20 protein-coding genes are annotated in these 15,972 nt (G+C 70.7%); 6 read left to right on the forward strand and 14 right to left on the reverse strand.

Annotation, left to right across the window (positions count from 1 at the left end):
- Positions 1 to 60 precede the first annotated feature (60 nt).
- Complete coding sequence (locus tag T9R20_RS10870; protein WP_124292997.1) at positions 61 to 870, forward strand: ParA family protein; 810 nt, start codon at positions 61 to 63, stop codon at positions 868 to 870.
- 59 nt (positions 871 to 929) lie between these two features.
- On the opposite strand, the gene T9R20_RS10875 is transcribed toward T9R20_RS10870, so the two are convergent.
- The 3 genes from T9R20_RS10875 to T9R20_RS10885 all read right to left on the reverse strand — a co-directional run bounded on the left by T9R20_RS10875 (position 930) and on the right by T9R20_RS10885 (position 2,777).
- Positions 930 to 1,475 (reverse strand): MerR family transcriptional regulator, encoded by a 546-nt coding sequence (locus T9R20_RS10875; RefSeq protein WP_248242922.1) that lies wholly within the window; start codon positions 1,473 to 1,475, stop codon positions 930 to 932.
- A gap of 115 nt (positions 1,476 to 1,590) precedes the next feature.
- Positions 1,591 to 2,286, reverse strand: coding sequence for a MerR family transcriptional regulator (locus tag T9R20_RS10880; RefSeq protein WP_322409331.1), 696 nt, complete (start codon positions 2,284 to 2,286; stop codon positions 1,591 to 1,593).
- Entirely contained in the window at positions 2,286 to 2,777 is a 492-nt protein-coding gene (locus T9R20_RS10885) for an FHA domain-containing protein (RefSeq protein WP_322409332.1), read from the reverse strand. The genes T9R20_RS10880 and T9R20_RS10885 overlap by 1 nt, the downstream gene beginning before the upstream one ends.
- 180 nt (positions 2,778 to 2,957) lie before the next feature.
- Here T9R20_RS10885 and T9R20_RS10890 point away from each other — a divergent pair, with 180 nt between their 5' ends.
- Entirely contained in the window at positions 2,958 to 3,296 is a 339-nt protein-coding gene (locus tag T9R20_RS10890; RefSeq protein WP_322409333.1) for a hypothetical protein, read from the forward strand.
- A 19-nt stretch (positions 3,297 to 3,315) separates the two neighbouring features.
- Here T9R20_RS10890 and T9R20_RS10895 read toward each other — a convergent pair whose 3' ends face one another.
- Positions 3,316 to 3,714, reverse strand: coding sequence for a hypothetical protein (locus T9R20_RS10895; RefSeq protein WP_322409334.1), 399 nt, complete (start codon positions 3,712 to 3,714; stop codon positions 3,316 to 3,318).
- A 103-nt stretch (positions 3,715 to 3,817) separates the two neighbouring features.
- On the opposite strand from T9R20_RS10895, the gene T9R20_RS10900 reads away from it, so the two are divergent.
- Positions 3,818 to 4,465 (forward strand): copper resistance protein CopC, encoded by a 648-nt coding sequence (locus tag T9R20_RS10900; protein WP_322409335.1) that lies wholly within the window; start codon positions 3,818 to 3,820, stop codon positions 4,463 to 4,465.
- A gap of 9 nt (positions 4,466 to 4,474) precedes the next feature.
- Positions 4,475 to 5,872 carry a dihydrolipoyl dehydrogenase gene (gene lpdA / locus T9R20_RS10905; RefSeq protein WP_322409336.1) on the forward strand — a complete coding sequence of 466 codons (1,398 nt, stop codon included), beginning with the start codon at positions 4,475 to 4,477 and terminating at the stop codon, positions 5,870 to 5,872.
- Positions 5,873 to 5,890: 18 nt separating this feature from the next.
- On the opposite strand, the gene T9R20_RS10910 is transcribed toward lpdA, so the two are convergent.
- Positions 5,891 to 6,529, reverse strand: a complete 639-nt coding sequence (locus T9R20_RS10910; RefSeq protein WP_322409337.1) for a CYTH domain-containing protein — start codon at positions 6,527 to 6,529, stop codon at positions 5,891 to 5,893.
- Positions 6,501 to 6,719, reverse strand: a complete 219-nt coding sequence (locus T9R20_RS10915; protein ID WP_322409338.1) for a response regulator — start codon at positions 6,717 to 6,719, stop codon at positions 6,501 to 6,503. Before T9R20_RS10915 ends, T9R20_RS10910 begins: the two co-directional genes overlap by 29 nt.
- A gap of 73 nt (positions 6,720 to 6,792) precedes the next feature.
- Here T9R20_RS10915 and glgP point away from each other — a divergent pair, with 73 nt between their 5' ends.
- Together glgP and T9R20_RS10925 are read left to right on the forward strand one after the other, a co-directional pair.
- Positions 6,793 to 9,354 (forward strand): alpha-glucan family phosphorylase, encoded by a 2,562-nt coding sequence (glgP, locus tag T9R20_RS10920; RefSeq protein ID WP_322409339.1) that lies wholly within the window; start codon positions 6,793 to 6,795, stop codon positions 9,352 to 9,354.
- On the forward strand, positions 9,351 to 10,091 hold the full coding sequence (locus tag T9R20_RS10925; RefSeq protein WP_322409340.1) for a glutamine amidotransferase: 741 nt from the start codon (positions 9,351 to 9,353) through the stop codon (positions 10,089 to 10,091). Before glgP ends, T9R20_RS10925 begins: the two co-directional genes overlap by 4 nt.
- Positions 10,092 to 10,102: 11 nt before the next feature.
- Here the strand turns inward: T9R20_RS10925 and T9R20_RS10930 are convergent, their stop codons facing one another.
- The 8 genes from T9R20_RS10930 to T9R20_RS10965 form a co-directional block, all read right to left on the reverse strand.
- Positions 10,103 to 10,828: an NAD(P)H-hydrate epimerase gene (locus T9R20_RS10930; protein ID WP_322409341.1), complete on the reverse strand. Its 726-nt coding sequence runs from the start codon at positions 10,826 to 10,828 to the stop codon at positions 10,103 to 10,105.
- Positions 10,800 to 11,873, reverse strand: coding sequence for a YhjD/YihY/BrkB family envelope integrity protein (locus T9R20_RS10935; RefSeq protein WP_322409342.1), 1,074 nt, complete (start codon positions 11,871 to 11,873; stop codon positions 10,800 to 10,802). The genes T9R20_RS10930 and T9R20_RS10935 overlap by 29 nt, the downstream gene beginning before the upstream one ends.
- Before the next feature lie 109 nt (positions 11,874 to 11,982).
- Entirely contained in the window at positions 11,983 to 12,480 is a 498-nt protein-coding gene (locus T9R20_RS10940; RefSeq protein ID WP_322409343.1) for an A24 family peptidase, read from the reverse strand.
- A gap of 86 nt (positions 12,481 to 12,566) precedes the next feature.
- The gene (locus tag T9R20_RS10945) at positions 12,567 to 13,559 is read right to left on the reverse strand and encodes an aldo/keto reductase (RefSeq protein ID WP_322409344.1); all 993 of its coding nucleotides are present in this window, start codon (positions 13,557 to 13,559) and stop codon (positions 12,567 to 12,569) included.
- 63 nt (positions 13,560 to 13,622) lie between these two features.
- Positions 13,623 to 14,546, reverse strand: a complete 924-nt coding sequence (locus T9R20_RS10950; protein ID WP_322409345.1) for a L,D-transpeptidase — start codon at positions 14,544 to 14,546, stop codon at positions 13,623 to 13,625.
- Positions 14,547 to 14,587: 41 nt separating this feature from the next.
- Positions 14,588 to 15,157 carry a mismatch-specific DNA-glycosylase gene (locus T9R20_RS10955; RefSeq protein WP_322409346.1) on the reverse strand — a complete coding sequence of 190 codons (570 nt, stop codon included), beginning with the start codon at positions 15,155 to 15,157 and terminating at the stop codon, positions 14,588 to 14,590.
- 41 nt (positions 15,158 to 15,198) lie between these two features.
- Positions 15,199 to 15,570, reverse strand: a complete 372-nt coding sequence (locus tag T9R20_RS10960) for a YchJ family protein (RefSeq protein ID WP_322409347.1) — start codon at positions 15,568 to 15,570, stop codon at positions 15,199 to 15,201.
- Entirely contained in the window at positions 15,567 to 15,938 is a 372-nt protein-coding gene (locus tag T9R20_RS10965; protein ID WP_322409348.1) for a VOC family protein, read from the reverse strand. The genes T9R20_RS10960 and T9R20_RS10965 overlap by 4 nt, the downstream gene beginning before the upstream one ends.
- Positions 15,939 to 15,972: the final 34 nt, after the last annotated feature.

Raw genomic sequence — 15,972 nt, forward strand, 5'->3', positions numbered from 1 at the left:
TGGGCCGTGTGGTCTGGGCTGTGTGTGCTCTCAGCCTAGGGGACGGTAACGTAGTGCCTCGTGCACGTACTCTCCGTCAGCTCGCTCAAGGGCGGGGTCGGCAAGACGACCGTGACGCTCGGACTCGCTTCGGCCGCTTTCGCGCGGGGAGTCCGGACGTTGGTCGTCGACCTGGACCCGCAGTCCGACGTGTCGACGGGGATGGACATCCAGGTCGCCGGTCGCCTCAACATCGCCGATGTCCTGGCCAATCCGAAGGAGAAGGTCGTCCGGCAGGCGATCACCTCCTCCGGCTGGGCGAAGGTGCACCCCGGGACGATCGACGTGATGATCGGAAGCCCCTCGGCGATCAATTTCGACGGACCGCACCCGAGCGTGCGCGACGTGTGGAAGCTCGAAGAGGCGCTGGCCACGATCGAGGCCGACTACGACCTCGTTCTCATCGACTGCGCGCCCTCCCTGAACGCCCTGACGCGCACCGCATGGGCCGCGAGCGACCGCGTCATCGTCGTCACCGAGCCGGGCCTGTTCTCCGTCGCCGCCGCCGACCGTGCGCTGCGCGCCATCGAAGAGATCCGTCGCGGCCTGTCCCCCCGCCTCCAGCCGCTGGGACTCGTCGTCAACCGTGTGCGTCCGCAGTCGATCGAGCACCAGTTCCGCATCAAGGAGCTCCGTGACATGTTCGGCCCGCTCGTCCTGAGCCCGCAGCTGCCCGAGCGGACCTCACTCCAGCAGGCGCAGGGCGCCGCGAAGCCCCTGCACATCTGGCCGGGCGACTCAGCGCAGGAGCTCGCGGCCGACTTCGACGCGCTGCTGGACCGGGTGATCCGCACCGGGCGCATCCCCACGCCGGGCGAAACGCGCGTCTGACCCGAGGGTGCCTCGGCGCGACCGGTTCGCCTCAGGGCGTCCGAGCCGTGATCGTCGGCTCAGGCCGAGCGCGCGGTACGACGGGCGGCGAGCTCGTCGACGGGATCCGGTGCCTGCGGATCGAACTCCACGAGGGTGGACTCCACCTCGCGCAGCACCTTGCCCACCGCGATCCCGAAGACACCCTGCCCGCGGCTGACGAGGTCGATGACCTCGTCGTTCGAGGTGCAGAGGTAGACCGAGGCCCCGTCGCTCATGAGTGTCGTGCCGGCGAGGTCGCGGATGCCGGCGGCGCGGAGCTGCTCGACGGCGGTGCGGATCTGCTGCAGGGAGATGCCGGTGTCGAGCAGCCGCTTGACGAGCTTCAGGACCAGGATGTCGCGGAAGCCGTACAGACGCTGCGATCCCGAGCCGCTCGCGCCGCGCACGGTCGGCTCGACGAGCTGCGTGCGGGCCCAGTAGTCCAGCTGGCGATAGGTGATGCCGGCGGCGCGGGCCGCGACGGCGCCGCGATAACCCACTTCGTCGTCCATCTGCGGGAGCCCGTCGGTGAACAGGAGGTCGGCGACGAAGCCGGGTTCGTCGGCCGCTTCACGAGCGGTCATGCGATCCTCCTCACGGAACGGGGTGCGCACTCCACGCTAGATGAGCCCTGCCTCCCGGGCAATGACATCCGCCTCAACGCGTCGGCGTGTCGCGGCCGGGCGAGGCTGGTCGCCGTCATCCGAGAAGGCGATCGAGGGCGGTGCGCAGCAGGATCGCGCGCACCTCTTCGAGTTTGCGCGCGAGCTCGGGGGCGACCTCTCCGGCACGGCCTCGCGAGGCGGCATCGGTGCGTCGCAGCAGCGGCGCGAGGGAGGACTCGATGAGCGAGGCGTCGCGCTCCGCGCTCTGCTTGACACTGCGGACGTGGCGCGGCTCGATGCCGTGACGATCGAGGGCGACCAGCGCCCGCAGCAGCGTCACGGACTGGTCGGTGTAGCTCTCGGCGGCGGTGATGATCCCGGTGCTGATCGCGTCGTTCAGCAACTGAGGCGCCGCACCGGCGGCCGCCAGCAGCTCGTCGCGGCGATACCGGCGAGGGGCGGGCACGATCGACGGCGGCGGCGCCGACGTCGGCGGAGCGGGGTCTCTCCCGGCGTCGACGTCGGCGAGGTAGTCGCGGATGACGCTGAGCGGCAGGTAGTGGTCGCGTTGCAACGTCAGGGCGAGGCGCAGACGATCCAGATCCGCGGGCGAGAACTTGCGGTACCCCGACTCGGTGCGGACGGGCGTCACGATCCCCTGAACCTCGAGGAACCGGAGTTTGCTCGAGGTCAGACTCGGGAACTCCGGCGACAGCCTCGCGAGCACCTGACCGATGCTGAGAAGGCCCACTGACGACGATCGCTGGCGGGCGGAGGAGGCCGGGGCCATCAGCCCGCCTGCGGCAGGTCTGCGGGAGAGACGAAGAAGTTGAGGCGGAACTTGCCGACGCGCAGCTCCGAGCCGTTCGTGAGCACCGCACGGTCCACTCGCTCGCCGTTGACGTAGGTGCCGTTCAGCGAGCGCTGGTCCACCAGCTCGAACGCCGTCCCCTGCCGGGTGATCTCCGCGTGACGCCGCGACACGGTGACGTCGTCGAAGAAGATGTCGGCCTCGGGGTGGCGACCCACGGTGGTCACATCGGTGTCGAGGAGGTACCGCGCACCCGCCGTCGGCCCCGAGCGAACCAGCAGCAGCGCCGCACCCGACGGCAGCGCGTCGATGGCCTCGAGCTCCGCGGTGTTCAGAGCGCTGCCGAAGGGGACGAAGGACAGATCGGCGTCGTGGCCGAACGTCTGCGTCGTGTCCGAACCGCGATCGGCGCCGTCATCGCCCGGCAGGCGTCGGATTTCACCAGAGTCTGGTCGCCGATTGTCGTCCACGTCGTGCCCTCCTTCGGTGAGCCAGCCTATCCGACGCCTTCGCGCCGTGACGACCGGCTCGGCGCACCCGTCGACGACCGTGCCGCGGGGCGATTGTTTCGGCCTGTGTCGACGACCGCGACCGCGGGCGCGCCGCGACCTAGTCTGGCCGACATCCGAAACTACCCACAGGAGTCCGACGTGTCGAGTCCGCATCGCTTCCCCGCACCCATCGAGGTGAAGGGGCGTGCGGTCTGCATGTGCGCACGCGGACTCCGCTGCACCTCGGTAGCTCCGGGGCACGCGATGCACCTTATCCAGGCGCGCCTCATCGCGGCCACACCCCGCGAGTGGACCGACGCGATCGTGGAATCGGCGGAGGAGGGTCTCGTGGTGCTGCGCACGCTCGACGGATCGCGCGTCGATGCCTGGTCGGCCGCTCCTCCCGAGGATCTCCTGCCCGGCGCGCCGGTCGCGCTGCACGCGCGTCATCACGCCCTCGCCCTCGGGCGGGTCCGCCTCAACGTCGCCCTGCTCTGACCCGATCGGGGCCCGGTACTCAGGCCTGCGCGAGCACCGACTCCCGCATCGCCATGCAGGCGTCCATGCACGCCTGACACGACTGCGCGCACATGCGGCAGACCTCGCTCATGTCGGCGTGGCGCATGCACTCGTCCATGCAGAGCTGACACATCGCGATGCAGGCGTCGAGCATCGACACCATCACCGCAGGGGTCATCCCCGACATCCGCAGCATGGCCCGGAGCATCGTGTTGCACATATCGGCGCAGTTCATGCAGGCGGGCGCGCAATCCATCATCTGCGTCGCGCACACCGTGCAGGCCTGTTCGCAGGCGGCGCACGCATCCATGCACGCCTGCATCAGGTCCATGTCCATGCGCGCGTCCGCGCCCCTCATCGACGTCGAGCCCATCGCATCCATCATCATGCGGTCCATCCCGTGCCTCGCTCTCGTTCTCGCGCAACGGGCAGGTCCGCCCGCCTGAGCCCAGGGTAGGCGCCCAGGCTCCATTGATGAAGACCCCTTTAGCCTGGGAGTCATGCGTCGCTCCGCACTGCGTATCCGGCCCGCACGGGCACTCCTGGCCGTCCTGCTCGGGCTCACGGCGGTGTTCGTCCTCCCCGTCGCCGCGTCGGCCCACGACGAGCTGATCGGCTCCGACCCGGCGCCCGGCAGCAGCGCTGAGCAGAGCCCGACGGCGATCACGCTCACCTTCAGCGGTCTCGTCTCGCAGGAGCCCGGTGCCACCGTGATCGAGGTGACGGATGCCGCGGGGGCGGCGCTCGTCGACGGATCGCCGACCATCACCGACAACGTCGTCTCACAGCCGATCGCCCCGGCGCAGGCCGGCGCCGTCACGGTGCTGTGGAAGGTCGTCTCCAGCGACGGCCACCCGATCTCCGGAGAGCTGACGTTCACCGTCACCGGTGGCGCTTCGCCGTCCCCGACCCCGGACGCCACGGCCACCGCATCGGAGCCCGCCGCGAGCCCCTCGGCCTCGGCCTCGGAGACCGCCGCCGCACCCTCGCCGACCGCCGATCCCGAACCCGCGTCCTCCACGGCCGCGATCGTGCCGTGGATCATCGTCGGGGTCGTCGCGGCAGCCGCGGGAGGGGCGATCGTCTACCTTCTCCTCGCCCGCGCGCAGGGCCGCACCCCGGGCACCGGCGGCGGTGCCGACCGATAGGCTGAGAGCATGCCTCACTACGACGTCGTCATCCTCGGCGCCGGCCCCGGCGGGTACGTCGCGGCCGTCCGCAGCGCCCAGCTCGGTCTTTCCGTCGCCATCATCGAAGAGAAGTACTGGGGAGGCGTCTGCCTCAACGTGGGGTGCATCCCCTCGAAGGCGCTCCTGAAGAACGCCGACCTCGCCCACCAGGTCCTGCACAAGGCCGACCTGTTCGGGATCTCCGGCGACGTGCACTTCGACTTCGGAGTGGCCTGGGACCGCAGCCGCAAGGTCGCCGACACCCACGTCAAGGGCATCCACTACCTGATGAAGAAGAACAAGGTCACCGAGTACGAGGGCCGCGGCACCTTCACCGACGCGAACACCATCGAGGTGAAGAAGTCGGACGGCGCGACCGAGACGGTCACCTTCGATAACGCGATCATCGCCACCGGCGCCAAGGTCCGCCAGCTGCCCGGCGTCGAGATCGGCGGGAACATCGTCACCTACGAGGAGCAGATCCTCTCGCGCGAGCTCCCGTCCTCGATCGTCATCGTCGGCGCCGGGGCGATCGGCATGGAGTTCGCCTTCGTCATGTCGAACTACGGCGTGAAGGTCACGATCGTCGAATTCCTCGACCGGGCGCTCCCCAACGAGGATGCGGACGTGTCGAAGGAGATCGCCCGGCAGTACAAGAACTACGGCATCGACATCCTCACCTCGACCAAGGTCGACACCGTCACCGACCACGGTGACCGGGTCACCGTCACCTACACCGGCAAGGACGGCAACAGCGGTTCGATCGACGCGGACAAGGTGATGGTCTCCATCGGCTGGGTCCCCAACGTCGAGGGCTACGGGCTGGACAAGACGGGCGTCGAGCTGACCGAGCGCGGCGCGATCGGGATCGACGACTACATGCGCACCAGCGTGCCGCACATCTATGCGATCGGCGACGTCACCGCGAAGCTGCAGCTGGCCCACGTCGCCGAGGCCCAGGGCGTGGTCGCGGCCGAGACGATCGGCAAGGCCGAGACCATGCCGCTCGGCGACTACCGGATGATGCCCCGCGCGACCTTCTGCACCCCTCAGGTCGCGTCGTTCGGTCTGACCGAGCAGCAGGCCCGTGACGCCGGCTACGACGTCAAGGTCGCGAAGTTCCCCTTCAGCGCCAACGGCAAGGCCAACGGACTGGGCGAGCCGGTCGGCTTCGTCAAGCTCATCGCGGACGGCGAGCACCTCGAGCTGCTCGGCGGTCACCTCATCGGCCCCGATGTCTCGGAGCTGCTCCCCGAGCTGACCCTCGCGCAGAAGTGGGACCTCACCGCCCTCGAGGCCGCGCGCAATGTCCACACCCACCCGACGCTGTCGGAGGCCCTGCAGGAGGGCTTCCACGGTCTCGTGGGTCACATGATCAACCTCTAGGCTTCGCGCCCGCAGGACTCAACGCCCGAGCGCCCGCCCGATCTTCGATTCCGACGATGCCGGGCGGGCGCCGGCGTTCCGGGCGAGGTCGGCGACGGCCCGGAGGAAGCCTTCACCGTCGTCGGGCGCCGCAGGACCGAGTTCGATCTCCCACTCTCGCCAAGAGCGCTCCGTGCCGGTGGCCTCGTCACGGGTCTGCACGTGGTCGTCGAGGAATTCGGCGACGACGCCCCCCGCGGCATCCTTCATCTCGACGGCGAGCCTCCGGTTGCGCACGCGCGCGATGGGCTGCACGGGATCCGCCGTCAGCCGCGCGATCTCCGCGTGGACGGCGGCCGGGAGGGTACCGGGCTCCCCCAAGGGCCACCCGAGCTCCACGCGCCCCGCACCCTGTCGCGGACCCTTCAGATGCCATCCGGCGTCGGGACCGCCCGTGCGTCGTCGCAACGCATAACCGGCGCGACCGAGCGCGAAGTCGGACGTGTCGTAGTACTGAGCGTCGAGCTCGCGCACGTCGGCGACGGTCACCTCCGCGACCTCGGGCAGAACGCTCCAATCCGGGGGTGCCGCGTCCGCATCGACGTCGAGCTTGATCTCGACCTCGACGGAGCGGATCGGCGCGCCGGACTCAGTCGTCGCTCGAGGGTCCGATCTCATCGGTCGCCTCCACGAACCAGAACTCCGCCTCGGTCGGGCCGTCGTGCTCGCCGGTGTGCTGCGCGTCGCCCTTCCGGCGGTAGACGACCTGTCCTTCGCCGTAGGGGACGATGAGCGAGTCGAGGTCGGGCGCCTCCAGGGGCAGGACCTGCCCGTCGAGCGGACCGCCGTGCAGTCGTGCAATAGCCATACCCCGAGTGTATCGACGGCGATCTGGGCGATGAGGGGGTTGCGCATCATCCCGCTCGCCTACACTTCACAGCGTGAAGGCCATCCGCACGTTCGCCGTTCGTCCCGTTCTCTCCGAGCAGCTCGCCCCGCTCGACCGCCTCGCCACCAACTGGCGATGGGCCTGGTCGGACGAGACGAAGGCGCTGTTCGCCTCGATGGATCCGGCCCGGTGGGAGGAGGTCGGCGGAAACCCCGAGCAGCTTCTCGGAGCGCTCGGGCAGGACAGGCTGGACGCGCTGTCGCAGGATGCCGACTTCGTCGCCCGCGTGCACGCCGAAGCGGAGCGCCTCGACGCCTACCTCCGCGACGACCGGTGGTACCAGGGGCTCGAGGGCGACAAGCCTGTCCACATCGCCTACTTCTCACCCGAGTTCGGCGTCGACGGAACCCTGCCGCAGTACTCCGGCGGCCTCGGCATCCTCGCCGGCGACCACCTGAAGAGCGCATCGGACCTGGGCGTCCCACTCACCGGTGTCGGGCTGTTCTACCGGGCGGGCTACTTCCGCCAGTCGATCGGCGACGACGGCTGGCAGCGGGAGAGCTACCCGCTCCTCGACCCGTACGGTCTCGGACTGACCCTGCTGCGCGACGCCGACGGCGCCCCGGTCGAGATCGGTCTCGACCTCCCCGCCGGGCGGCATCTGGCCGCCCGCGTCTGGGTGGCCCAGATCGGCCGGGTCCCCCTCCTGCTTCTCGACGCCGACACCCCCACCAATCCCGACGACCTCCGCCAGGTGACCGACCGCCTCTACGGCGGGGGCGGCGAGCATCGCCTCCTCCAGGAGCTCCTCCTCGGTGTCGGCGGTGTGCGTGCGGTGCGGGCCTGGTGCGCGCTGACCGGCGCGCCGAGCCCCGAGGTCTACCACACCAACGAGGGTCACGCGGGGTTCCAGGGACTGGAGCGGATGTCGGAGCTCATCGTCGAGGCGGGCGTGAGCTTCGACCAGGCACTCGCCCAGGTGCGCGCCTCGACCGTCTTCACCACCCACACCCCGGTCCCGGCAGGCATCGACCGCTTTCCGCGCGACCTCGTCACCACCTACCTGCAGAGTCCACTCTTCACGTCTCTGCCCGCCGAGCCCGCGCTCGACCTCGGACTGGAGTCGTACCCCGGCGGCGACCCGCACGTGTTCAACATGGCCGTCCTCGGCCTGCATCTCGGGCAGCACGCCAACGGCGTGTCGCTCCTGCACGGATCGGTGAGCCGCCGGATGTTCGGGTCGCTCTGGCCCGCCGTCGACGCCGACGAGGTGCCGATCACGTCGATCACGAACGGAGTCCACGCCCCGACCTGGGTGCACCCCGCTCTCACCGCCCTCAGCGAGCGCGCCTTCGGCGACGTGCACATCGATCGCCACGACTGGCGCTCGCGCGAGGTCGTCAGCGACCAGGAGCTGTGGGGGGTGCGCACCCAGATGAAGCAGGAGCTCGTCGCCGAGGCACGGCGGCGCCTGGGAGCCGCCGCCCGTTCGGCCGGGAACGCCGCCGTTCCGGCGTGGATCGACGAGATCCTCGACCCGGGCGTCCTCACGATCGGCTTCGCGCGACGCGTGCCGACGTACAAGCGTCTGACGCTGATGCTGCGGGACCCCGAGCGTCTCACCCGGATCCTCACCGATCCCGAGCGACCGGTGCAGCTGGTCATCGGCGGCAAGTCGCACCCGGCCGATGACTCGGGCAAGATCCTGATCCAGCAGCTCGTGCGGTTCAGCCGCGACCCGCGGGTGCGCGGGCGCATCGTCTTCCTCCCCGATTACGACATCTCCCTGGCCAAGACCCTCTACCCCGGCTGCGACGTGTGGCTGAACAACCCGCTGCGTCCCCTGGAGGCGTGCGGCACCTCGGGTATGAAGGCCGCGCTCAACGGCGTGCTGAACCTGTCGATCCTCGACGGATGGTGGGACGAGTGGTACGACGGCAAGAACGGGTGGGCGATCCCCACCGCCGACACCGCGGCCAGCGACGAGGAACGCGATGACGCCGAGGCGGCCGCGCTCTACGACCTCATCGAGCACCAGCTCGTGCCGCGCTTCTACGAGCGCACCGGGGGCGTGCCGGTCGGGTGGCTCGACATGGTGCGTCACACCATGACCGACCTCGGCAAGAAGGTCACCAGCGACCGGATGGTGCGCGACTACGTCACACGGCTGTACGTCCCCTCTGCCGTGAACGAGCGCGCCCTGCGTGCCGACGACTTCGCTCAGGCACGCTCGCTCGCCGCGTTCGTCACCCGAGTGCGCAGCGCCTGGGGCGCCGTCTCGATCGCGCACGTGGAGGGTTCGGATGCGACCACACGCGCGTCCACTGGCGAGACGCTCGAGATCGAAGCCTCCGTGCGCCTGGACGGCCTCTCGCCCGACGACGTCGCCGTGGAGCTGGTGTACGGACGCACCGACGAAGACGACGTCATCGGCGCGGAGCGCACCTCCGTGCCGTTGCAGGCGCAGGGACCGGCCGTGGACGGGGTCACTCCCTACCGCGGTTCGCTGCCGCTGCAGATCACGGGCACCTTCGGCTACACCGTCCGGGTCGTCCCGCGTCATCCGTTCCTGGTGTCCCCCGTGGAGCTGGGTCTCGTGACCTACGCCGGATGACCCGGCCGAAGCCCTTCGTGCTCCTCGCCACGCGTGCCGAGGACGTCCCCGCCGACGAGGAGTACGCCCTCTTTCTGCGCTTCGCCGGGCTCGATGAGCGCGACCTCATCCGAATCCGGATGGAAGCGGGACCGCTCCCCGATCTCGATCTCGATGCGCTGTCGGGGGTCTTCGTCGGAGGCGGTCCGTTCAACGCCTCCGATCCCCCGGAGAAGAAGACGGCGGTGCAGCGACGGGTCGAGGCGGAGTTCGCCGGTCTGCTCGACGAGGTGGTCGCCCGCGACTTCCCGTTCCTCGGAGCCTGCTACGGGATCGGGACCCTCGGGAGTCATCAGCGCGCCGCGATCGACCGCACCTATGCGGAGCCGATCAGCGTCGTCCCGGTCACCCTCACCGATGCCGGCGCCGACGAACCGCTGCTGGCGGGATTCCCTCGCACCTTCGACGCGTTCGTCGGCCACAAGGAGGCCGTGTCGATCCTCCCCGACTCCGCCGTGCTGCTGGCGTCGTCGCCGACCTGTCCGGTGCAGATGTTCCGTGTCGGACGGAACGTCTTCGCCACCCAGTTCCACCCCGAACTCGACCTCGAGGGCATGCGGACCCGTGTGCGCGCCTACGCCGGCTACGGCTACTTCGCCGCCGACGAGCTGGAGCTGACCCTCGCCGCGGTGCGACGGGCGCCGGTCGTGCATCCGCCCCGGCTGCTGCGGGCGTTCGTGGAGCGCTACGCGCGCTGATCGCCCGCTCGTCAGCCGCTGATGACGGCGGCGACCCTGGCCTCGGCGACCGGCGTCACCGTCGCGAGAGCCGGGCCCAGTCCGATGTCGACGAGCGTGACAGGTCCCGACAGCACCGGTCCGCGCCCGCGGACGAGCCCCGCCTTCACGCCGCCGAAGGTGATGGTCTCGTCGGCGACCGGCACGAGCTCGTCGCCCGCCCCGGTGTCGGGGTCGAGGCCGCTCGGAAGGTCGACGGCCAGGATGCGGGGGCGCGGCGCACGACGTGCGCGGAGGGCGACGGCCGCATCGCGGACACCACCGCGCAGCGGACCGCCGCCGCCGAGCCCCGTCATCCCGTCGAGGATGAGTCCGATGCCGGGCTCGTCGAGGGCTGACAGGTCGACCACCCGCGCACCGGCGCTCACCGCGGCGGCGAGGCCCGCCTCATGCGCGCCCGCGCTGACGAGAACGACGTCCACACCGGTCCCGGCGGCTGCCAGTTCGGCACCGGCGAAGAGAGCGTCGCCGCCGTTGTCACCTCGCCCGGCGAGGACGAGGACTCGGGGGCCGGATGCCGCGACGCGCCGTGCCGCCGTGATCCGCGCCAGCGCATGGGCTGCGCGCGCCATGAGCGGCACGCCGGCCGCGAGGAGTGGGGCCTCCGCAGCCCGGATGTCGGCGGCGGCATAGGCCGGTACGCGGAGCCGGCCTGGCCGCGGAGGACCGTCATCCGTCGTCGCGCGGTGCCCCGGCATCCGTCTTCGCCTCCCCCGCCCGCTTCGCTTTCGCGGCGGCATCTGCCTTCAACTTCCGCTCCCCCGCCTCGGCCGCGCGGGCGGCCTCGAGTTCGTCGGCGGCTGCCTGCACCGACAGCTCGGCGCGCTTCACGCGGCGCTGGAAGAAGGTCGCCGCGCCGTACCGGGCGCTGACGCGATCACGCTCCTCTTCGATGCCGGTGACGATGTACGCCGAGGCGAGGAGGATCACCTGGGTCGAGAGGTTCAGCCAGAGGAGCAGGGCGATGAGGGAGGCGAAGGTCGCCAGGAGCGGGTTGGACCCCGCACCCCCGATGAAGAGGCTCGACAGCTGCTGCAGCACGGTGAGCCCTGCGGCGCCGAGGAGCGAGCCGCTCAGGAGCGAGCGGCGTGACGGCTTCGTGCCCGACAGGGCGCGGAACGCGACGGCGACCACCGCGGCATCGAGGAGGAAGACGACGACGATGGTCGTCGTCCGCGTGGCGATCTGCAGCAGCAGGCTGTCGTCGGAGAGCCCCAGCCAGCCGCCGACGAGGGAGATCCCCGCGCCGCCGATGACGGTCGCCGCCGCCGACGCCCCGAGCGCCGCGCCGATCCCGATCGCGAGAAGCAGATTGCGCAACAGCACCCACAGCCAGAACGCGTCGTCGGTGAGTTCGTTCGCGAGACGCCGGATGGCGGTGCGAAGCGACCCGATCGCGCCGATCGCGGCGCCGATGAGACCGATCGAGGCGATGACCCCGGCCACGGTGAGACCCGCCGGCGCCTGAATATCATCGAGGTCGATCAGGCCGCCCTCGCCGACGAGACCGGGGACCACGGAGTCGACCGCGTCGATCAACGCCTGCCAGGCGACCGGATTGCCGGCCAGCCATATCGACGCGATCGAGAATCCGAGCAGCACCCCGGCGAAAAGGCTGAACAGGGTGCGATAGGTCACGCTGTCGGCGAGCATCGGGCCCTGTCGCTCGGTGTACAGGAGAAGGGCGCGGACGGGTTTGAGCGTCAGGGCGCGGGCGATCGCGCGCTCGATCAGATTCGGCATGGGCGTAGTCCCCCGTCGACGGTCGATGACTGATGTCCCACCCACAAACTATGGGGTGTCGCCATCCGCGTCGGGGCCGTTGAGAAATGACCGGTCGCAGGGTAGGGGCCTATACGACCAGAGACCCGGCGACACCGCCGGCGACGCTCACGCCGATCACGAGCCAGGCGCCGATGAGCATCGCCGGCCCGAAGGCGATGCGGGTGCGGCGGTCGGCGCGCCGGCTCAGCACGAGGACGACGCCCGTCACCCCGCCGACCACGAACCCGGCCACGGCGCCGACGGCCAGCACCTCCCACCCGAGCCACCCGAGATAGAGCCCGAGGACGCCGGCGAGCTTGACGTCGCCGCCCCCGAGCCCCCGGCTCGAGAGGACGCGCAGCAGCAGATAGAAGCCGAAGAGAAGCACCATGCCGGCCAGCGCCCGCCCGAGTGCGGCCGGCGGAGCGCCGGCGAGGACGGCACCGAGCAGGAGGGCTCCGCCGATGCCGTAGCTGGGCAGCACGATCCGGTTGGGCAGCCGATGATGACGCAGATCGATCACGGCGAGCACGATGCTGACCACGCCCAGGTAGGCGAACGCCGTGATCTCCAGAGCCGTCGACACCCGAGCGAAGCTAACAGACCCGACGGGGCCGCTTCACGGTGGCATCCCCCGCTGTGGAGAACTCGCCGTCGGTCACCCGCGGCGTGTCACCAGAGGGGGTGGATCGCCGCGCGCAGGTGGCGGTCGTACACGTCGTGCACGGCGGCGTCGAAACCGTCGAGATCGACGGCACCGTCGAGCAGGGCGCCCGCCTCGGCGTTCGAGGTCGCCTGGGCGACGTTGCGCGCGCCCGGGATGACGGTCGTCACACCGGGCTGCGAGGCGATCCACGCGAGCGTCGCCGCCGGGAGGGTCACTCCCTCCGGCAGGGCACGCGCCAATTCGGATGCCGCGGCCAGGCCGGTCTCGTAATCGACCCCCGAGAAGGTCTCTCCGCGGTCGAAGGCCTCCCCGTGCCGGTTGTAGCTGCGGTGGTCGTTCTCGGCGAACGTCGTGGCGGCGGTGTACTTCCCCGAGAGCAGCCCCGAGGCGAGGGGCACGCGCGCGAAGACGGCCACCTCCGCCGCCGCGGCGGCGGGCAGCACCTCGTCGAGGGGCTTCAGACGGAACGGGTTGAAGATGATCTGGATGTTGGTGATGTGCGGCCGAGCGACGGCGGCGAGCGCCTGCGCGACGGTCTCGACCGAGACCCCGTAGGCGGCGATGCGGCCTTCGGCCACGAGCGCGTCCAGCGCGTCGTAGACCGCGTCGGATTCGATCACCGCTGTCGGCGGGCAGTGCAACTGCACCAGGTCGAGGGTGTCGACGCCGAGGTTGGCCCGTGAGCGGTCGTTCCAGGCGCGGAAGGCCTCGAGGGTGTAGTTCTCGGCCTTCTGCTCCACCCGTCGCCCCATCTTGGTCGCGACGGTGATCGCGTGCCCGGGCCGGTCGGCGAGGAACCGTCCGATGAGCGACTCGCTGCGTCCGTCGCCGTAGACGTCGGCGGTGTCGAACAGGGTCACACCCTGGTCGACCGAGGCCTCGAGGACGGCGAGTGCATCGTCCTCGGAGACATCCCCCCAGTCGGCGCCGAGCTGCCAGGTTCCCAGGCCGATGGCGGAGACGTCGCGGCCGGTGCGGCCGAGGGGACGATGCTGCATGGGGACGACCTTTCGAGAGAGGGGGGCGTGGCCAGCGTAGCGGCCGGGTGCCGGTGTTCGGCGTCAGGGCGTGATCAGCACGGGGGTTCCCATCGGCAGTTCGGAGAGCCGTTGGATCGCCGCCGGGTCGAGCCGGATGCACCCGTTCGAGATGGCACCCGAGCGGGCGTCGTGATAGTGGAAGGCGGTGATCGCGACATCCGCCCCGCCGAACCCGTCGAGGGTCGGCGACTGCACCGACAGATAGACCAGCGGATATCCGCGCGTGTACCCGAAAGAGGGCTCGACGCGGGTGGTCATGATGAACGAGCGCCCCGTCGGCGTGGGGGTCCCTTCGACGCCCGAGCCGAAGTCGGTGGCGATGCGCTCGCTCCCGCCCGGGCCCACGATGTCGATGGTGCGTGCCGAGAGCGAGACCTCCACTCGCGCATCCACCGCGGCGAAGGTCACGTCCTGTGCGCGGAGCCACCCGGTGAGCTGACCGGGGTTCCCCGTCGACGGGGTCGCCTGGCGCCCCGTGAGCAGCACCCGCACCCAGTGCTCCTGACGCTCGACCACGGGCACCGTCGTACCGCCGTAGACGTATTCCGCCGGGAGCACGGCAACGGGGTCGCCGGTGGGGTCGGAGAAGACGGGCGCCCCCGCACCGGCCGCGGTGACGACCTCGCCGGTGGGAGCGCTCGCCGGGTCGGGGTCGACCGGCAGCGACGGGATGACGGCGAAGACATCGACCTGGGGCAGCGCGCCGAGATCGTACGACGCGGTGTTCGCAGCGAATCCGACGGGGGCCGGCGCCGGCGTCGCGACGGGCGTCGGCGTCGCCGACGGCGTCACCACCGTCGGCGTGGGTGCGGGAGCGGCGACCGGCGCGGCGTCGGGGCGCAGGAGCCAGGCCCCGGTGAATCCGGCCACGAGGACGACCACACCGATCGCCACGGCGATCCAGGACCGCGACGAGGTCCGGCCGGTGTTCGGTGATGGGGGCACTCCCCCATGTTCCGTCGGCGACGGCGGCGGTGCAACCGCGCTCACGCAATCACTCCCGCGGCACGGGCGGGCTCGGCGTAGGCACGGGCGAGGGAGTCGATGGTGTCGTGGGCGTTGAGTCCGCTGGGATTGGGCACGACCCAGAGTCGGGCGCCGCCCAGCGGCTCGGGCTGCTCGCCGCTGACGGCACGGGGGCGGTTGAAGCCCTGCCGGTACGCGGTGAGCCCCACGACGGCGACGACCGGCGGGCGCCGCTCGGCGACGAGCACCGCCAGGGCGTGCGCGCCGGCGCGGAGTTCGTCGCGGGAGAGCTCGTCGGCACGGGCGGTCGCGCGAGGCACCAGGTTCGTGATGCCGATGCCCCGCACCACGAGCAGGTCGCGGTCCGCTGGCGCCATCCCGTCGTCGGTGATCGTCGGATGGTGCGGCAGGACTCCCGCCGCGACGAGTGCCGGGTAGAAGCGGTTGCCCGGACGGGCGAAGTGAGCTCCGGTCGCCGCCGTCCAGAGCCCCGGGTTGATACCCACGAAGAGCAGGCGAAGCGGTTCGGGGAGCAGGTCGGGCACCGTCCGGTTGCGGAATCGCTCGAGGTCAGCGGCGCGGAATCCCATGCCTCCAGTGTGGAGGCCGTCGATGGTGCGCGGGTCGCTCGTCAGCTCTCGCGGACGTCCCCGTCGACGTAGAACCATCGACCGTCCTCCCGGACGAAGCGCGACCGCTCGTGGAGGATGCCCACGCCTCCCCCGGTGCGGTAGGTGGCACGGAACTCGACGACTCCCTCGGCGTCGCCGCTTCCACCCCCGACGGTGTCGACGATCTGCAGGCCCCGCCAGACGGGGTCGTCCTTGAGGTCCAGGGTCTTCGGCCGGGTGGAGGGATGCCACGTGCGCAGCAGCCACGCGACATCACCGTCGCGAAACGCCCGGAATCGCGATCGCATCAACTCCTCGGCGGTCTCCGGTTCGATGGGCACCGAACGACGGGCGTCCGGGGGCGGCGAGGTGTCGCGCCCTCCGTCGGTCACGCCGGGCTCACCAGCTGCACAAGGTTGCCGCAGGTGTCATCCAGCACCGCCGTCCGCACGGGACCGCCGGCTGCGGGCGCCTGCACGAACGTCACCCCGGCCGAGACGAGCTCGCCGTAGGCCGCATCCACATCGTCGACGGCGAAGGATGCCGCGGGAATCCCCTGCTCCGCGAGCGCGCGCGTGTACTCCCGCGCTGCGGGGTTCTCATCCGGCTCGAGCAGCAGCTCGACGCCGTCGGGGGCGTCGCTTCCGACCACCGTCAGCCACCGGTACTCCCCGAGCGGGATGTCGTTCTTCACCGAGAACCCCAGCCTGTCGGTGTAGAACCGAAGTGCCTTCTCCTGGTCGTCGACGAACACGCTCATCACGTGCAACCGTGCTTTCACCATCACCTGTCTC

Source organism: Microbacterium invictum (genome assembly GCF_034421375.1).
GTDB lineage: Bacteria > Actinomycetota > Actinomycetes > Actinomycetales > Microbacteriaceae > Microbacterium > Microbacterium invictum_A.